Raw genomic sequence first — 4907 nt, 5'->3', positions numbered from 1 at the left:
CCCCGGCCCCTCCCTGGACCGGCATCGACCCGCACGCGGTCGTCTTCCGTTCCGGTGACGACTTACCCACGGGAACACCTTTCCCCGCAGGCTTTCCTGCTTCACCATGGGCTCTTGTTTCCAGCTGGTAACACCGGCGGATCACCGGTTGGGCAGGCCGGTCGGTGCGCCGTAGTGAACGAGGAGTCAGGGTGCCAGAGCTCCACCGGGTCGGTCCGGATCCCGCGGGTGAGAAAGCGGACTACGCCACCCTGTCGGACGCGGAGCTCACCGAACGCATCCGCGCCGGTGCCCCGCCCGCCTATCCGGCCACGCAGGAGCTCAAACGCCGCCACATGCCGGCGGTCCTGACGTACGCCCGGCTCTGCGGGCGCAACCATGGCTCCGGTTACCAGCTGGCGGTCCAGGCCTTCGGCCTTGCCGCCCAAGAGGCGTGCCGGGGCATCGAACCCCGGGGGAACTGGCGTCACCACCTGCTGATGCTCGTTCAGCGGGTGGGGCTCAGCTGGGCGGCCGGCGGCCGCCGGGACCGACTCGAACCCGACTTCGTCGCATGGACCGACGACACCGCCGACACCGCCGACATCGCTGACACCGCCGGCGGTGCCGACAGCGCCGACGCCGCCGGCATCGCATCAGGAATGCCCGGGACCCGGCGCCTTCGTTCCGAGGCCTCGTCCGCCATGCTCACCGGCTTCTACCGGCTGCCGGAGGTGACGCGGGGCGTCCTCTGGTATGCGGTGGTGGACGAGGAACCGGACGCGACGGTCGCCACCTGCCTCGGCATCCGGCCGAGCATGGTCGCCGAGTTGCGGGACAAGGCCCACAACGCGATGCGACAGGCCTACATCCATGCGTATCTGGAGCGTGGCGGGGACCGGAAGTGCCTGGGATTCCGCCGCATCATCGAGGCGGCGGCGCGGCCGGAGGACCGGCGACGCAGCGAGGACCTGACGATCCATCTGTCGGAGTGCCCGCGATGCACCCGGCTGGTCACCGAGCTCGCACGGATGGCGGACAACCCCCGGGCCGTGATTGCGGAGGGCCTGCTCCGGTGGGGCGGATCGGCCTATGTGGCCCGCGGTACCGTGCCCGGCCTGTCCGACCCCGTTCCGGCACGGCCCGACCGGTCGAGGTCCACGGCCGGCAGATGGGGGTTCACCGCCTTCGGCAGGGCGCCACGGAGCGGCGGAACGCCACCGGAGGGCGCGCGGCGGCCGTCTCCGACCGTCGTCCTCGTCGCGGTGGCCGTCGCAGGCGCCGTCGTTTCCGGCGCCCTGCTGCAGTCCTCCTCCGAGGACCCCGTCACGGCGCGGCGCGCGGAGGAGCCCCCGGTCCAGGCGGCCTGGCCCACCCCGGCCTCGCCCCCGCCCGTCCTGTCGGCGAGCCCCACTCGGAAACCGTCGAAGAAGCCCTCGCGCTCGGCGAGCCCCAGCACGTCCGCACCTGCCCCTGAGCCCCCGGCGCCTGCCCCCTCGCCGAGCGCCCCTCCCCGGCCTGTGCCCATCGCCCCGGGAGGCGGCTACGTCCAGGTCGTCAACGCGCGTTCCGGACTGTGCCTGGACATCGAGAACGGCGTCATGGAGAACCGCACGGACGTCGTCACGGCCCGCTGCAACGGTGCCCGGACCCAGCGGTGGAGCCTTGACTCCAACGGTCTCCTGCGCAGCAACGCGGACCCGGACTACTGCCTCGACTCGCGCGGTGACACCGACCGCGGCGCCGGCATCTGGTCCTGCGCCTCGGTCGAGGGCAAGAACGGTCTGAACCTGCTCTTCGCCGCCGATGGTTCAGGAGCGATACACCCAATGATCGCGCCGGACTTCGCCCTTGAACCCGTGGACGGCTCCGAGGGCAGTTCCCTCGGCTTCGACCCGGCCGACGGGGAAAGCAACCAGCGCTGGACCGCCGGCACCGTCCCAAGGGCTTAGCTTCTGTCTCTCAGGTCCTGTCCGGTGTCGGCTCCGGACGAGGCAGGGCCGACGGCCAGGTCATGGCGTTCCCCATCACAACCCCGTTGACGAAGATGTCGAGCCGGCCGAATTCCCGTACGACGAGTTCCGTACACGCCACCAGGTGCGCGGGGTCCGCGACCGAGCCGGCGCAGTCGGGCCGCCCGGCCGTGAAGTGCCGGTGATGACGTCATCCCCGTACCGTCTCATGACGGTCCGTCAAGAGATCCCGGTGCGAGGTCATGCTGCCCCTCGGAGCGCGCATGGGTGAGCGTTCAGGAGATCGTCGACGATCGATCGTCAGGCCAGGACGGGTGGCGTGAGGGCATCCCGTGAGTCGAGCAGGTCACTGAAGAACGCCTCCGGTCGGGCCGCCAGCGCATCGGCGCGTTCCGCCTCGCTGATCGGCACGACGTTGACCACCCGCACCCGTTCGGCTCGCGTCTCGATGAAGTCCAGCTGCCCGGTCGCCCAGGGCCCCGCCAGGAACACACTGCGACAGCCCGGGAACGTCGGAATGTCGTCCGGGAAGGAAACCACTTCGCCCCAGCCGAGCGCCCGGCCGCACATCCATGGATAAGCCGCCAGGTTCGCGAGCTTCATCGCGATCAGACCTTCGTCGTCCGGCTGGACGATCCCGCGCCGGAGCAAGCGGAGTTCCGCACGGCCGCCGGGTCGTCCCTCACGGGGCGGCATGGCCTGAGCCGACATCCCGATCGTCGCGAAGAGCGTGGCGGCCGTGGGATCCGGCGCACGGTAGACCATCACGTCGATCCGGTCGACGGGGGACGGACCGTGGTCGAAGGTGATACCTGCGTCCTCCTCCCCCTGTTCCCTGCGCAAGGCATGGACGACGTCACTGAGGATTGCAGGAGCAGGCATGCCCGCGACTCTATCCGTCCCGTTTCGCAGCCTTGCCGCCCGGCCCCTGGTACGGGAGCGCGGGCGAGAAGGGGGCGAGGGGGTGAGCCGCACGGGTCGCGTCCGGGGAGCGGCGCAGAGACCGTAGAGCCGGGTCAGGCGGAATCGGTTCGCGCCGCGGTGACCGCCACCGTGGCGTAGCGCATCGTGAAGCTGCCTCCCACTGCGTCGATGGCGGCGCCGACGCCCGCCAGCACCTTCTCCAGCTTGGCCCGCGGGAGTTGGGTGAAGGCACCCTGGGTGGGCAGCTGATCCAGCCACTCGTCCCGCGTATAGGGCTGTTCCCAGTCGAATCGCCACTGTTCGGGGTCCGTGAATGCGCCCACCTCCCGTATCCCATCGGCCGCCTTGGCGCACAGCGCCGTGTACCCGTCCACGGCCGACACCGTCGACTGACGAGCCGCGAGCGAGTCAGGTACCAACCGGCGGTAGACCTCGGCGAAGGCTTCCGCCACTTCGGGCAAGGGTTGGCCCGCGTTCCAGAACAGAGACAGCAGACCACGGGGGCGCAGTGCCTGCGCCGCCTTGGCGGCTCCGGCGACCGGGTCCACCCAGTGCCAGGTCTGTCCTGAGACGACGGCGTCGAACTTCCGGCCGGCCGGGTCCCAGGCCTCGAACGACGCCACCTCGACGTCAAGTCCGCGCTGTCGCGCCAGATCGGCCATCCGGGCGTCGACGTCGACGCCCAGCACCCGTGAGCCGGCCGCTTCGAACTGCCGGGCCACGATGCCGGTGCCGCAGCCGACGTCGAGGACGTCCGGGCCGGGGCCGGCAGCGACGATCCGGTCCACCATGGCTTGGGGGTAACGGGGCCGAGCCCGGTCGTAGCGGTCGGCGTTCGAACCGAACGACTGGGCCACCTGTCGGTGTTGATGGGACGCATGCTCGGGGCAAGGAGCGGGCTCCGGCGGTAAAGTGGGCATGCGCCCACTATGAGTGGGCACATGCCCACTCGTCAATCACAACGGGCCGGCCGGTCAAGAGAAGAAGGAGATACGCGGTGCCCACGGGAGTAGCCATCCGCGACGTGCGGGACCAACTGTTCGACGCCGCCGAGCGCGTCCTGCTACGGGACGGGCCGAGCGCGCTCACCAGCCGGGCGGTCACCACGGAGGCGGGCTGCGCCAAGGGCGTCCTGCACCGGCACTTCGCCGACTTCGACGCCTTCCTCGCCGAGCTCGTGCTGGACCGCATCGCGCGGCTCGATCACCAGGCCGCCGCCCTGCGCAACTCCGCCGGTACCGGGACCGTCGCCGACAACCTCACCGACGCGCTGATGGCCCTGTTCGGGTCGGTCGCTGTGGCGATCGTCGGCCTCGTCACCTCCCGGGACGACCTGCGCGCCCGGCTGCGCCGGGCCAGGCCGACCGGCGTCCCGGTCCTGACGGAAGCTGCGGCCATGATCGCCTCCTACCTCACCGCCGAGCGGGAACTGGGCCGCGTCGCGGCGGATGCCGACGTCGACACGCTCGCTCCCACGCTGATCGGGGCCGTGCACATGCTGTTCGCCGACCGGAAAGGCACCCCGCCGGAAGCTGGAGCTGTCCACAAGGTCGTGACCACGGTCATCGCCGGCGTCGTGCGGGAACCACTGCCGTGAACGACGACGGCAAGCCCGTACCCGGGGAATCGGGCACCCGCTGCCCGGCGGTGGCCCTGGAAGCATTCGAGTTCTCACGCACACGGCGGAGTGCTGCGCAGATAACGGTGGGTGAGCGTTCGAAGTGCGCATGCGCAGGGGTGCTGTTTCGCTGATGTGGCCCGCTCATCCACCGAGAGAACCAAGGAGTGACCATGAGCGCAGCAGGCGAGTCCGGTCGTACCCAGCAGATGCGCCAGAAGGTGCAGGAGATGGAGCAGGCCGCGGAGCGTGCCACTGACCCGCAGGAGCGTCAGCGGCTCAAGGAGAAGGCCCGCCAGCTCAAGCAGCAGATCCAGCAGGAGGGCAGCAAGGGCGGCGGGAACATCGACCCCCTGAAGTAGCAGCCCTGCGGTCCATGCACCGGCCGGTGGCCCTCCCGCGACCTTCAAGGC

The 4907-nt window shown here is 70.5% G+C and carries 5 protein-coding genes; 3 read left to right on the top strand and 2 right to left on the bottom strand.

All coding sequences use genetic code 11. From position 1 onward, the window contains the following. Positions 1-191: 191 nt before the first annotated feature. Positions 192-1931, top strand: a complete 1740-nt coding sequence (locus ACWGI8_RS39540) for a ricin-type beta-trefoil lectin domain protein (RefSeq protein WP_453668279.1) — start codon at positions 192-194, stop codon at positions 1929-1931. 321 nt (positions 1932-2252) lie between these two features. Here ACWGI8_RS39540 and ACWGI8_RS39535 read toward each other — a convergent pair whose 3' ends face one another. Both ACWGI8_RS39535 and ACWGI8_RS39530 read right to left on the bottom strand, forming a co-directional pair. After that, entirely contained in the window at positions 2253-2834 is a 582-nt protein-coding gene (locus ACWGI8_RS39535; RefSeq protein WP_453668278.1) for a suppressor of fused domain protein, read from the bottom strand. Positions 2835-2968: 134 nt separating this feature from the next. Beyond that, complete coding sequence (locus ACWGI8_RS39530; protein ID WP_453668277.1) at positions 2969-3733, bottom strand: class I SAM-dependent methyltransferase; 765 nt, start codon at positions 3731-3733, stop codon at positions 2969-2971. 140 nt (positions 3734-3873) lie between these two features. Between ACWGI8_RS39530 and ACWGI8_RS39525 the strand changes: the two genes are divergently transcribed. Further along, positions 3874-4473, top strand: a complete 600-nt coding sequence (locus ACWGI8_RS39525) for a TetR/AcrR family transcriptional regulator (RefSeq protein ID WP_453668276.1) — start codon at positions 3874-3876, stop codon at positions 4471-4473. 194 nt (positions 4474-4667) lie between these two features. Next, positions 4668-4856 carry a DUF6381 family protein gene (locus ACWGI8_RS39520; RefSeq protein ID WP_453668275.1) on the top strand — a complete coding sequence of 63 codons (189 nt, stop codon included), beginning with the start codon at positions 4668-4670 and terminating at the stop codon, positions 4854-4856. The last annotated feature ends 51 nt before the right edge of the window (positions 4857-4907 follow it).

The sequence above is a fragment of the Streptomyces sp. NPDC054841 genome (assembly GCF_053611045.1).
The sequence above is the reverse complement of the archived record's forward strand: the minus strand, read 5'-3'. Positions and strand labels throughout refer to the sequence as shown.

What these genes read in the sequence shown, in the direction of transcription:
- ACWGI8_RS39535 (WP_453668278.1), bottom strand. Translation starts at nt 2,834, where the DNA reads ATGCCTGCTCCTGCAATCCTCAGTGACGTCGTCCATGCCTTGCGCAGG.
- ACWGI8_RS39520 (WP_453668275.1), top strand. Translation starts at nt 4,668, where the DNA reads ATGAGCGCAGCAGGCGAGTCCGGTCGTACCCAGCAGATGCGCCAGAAG.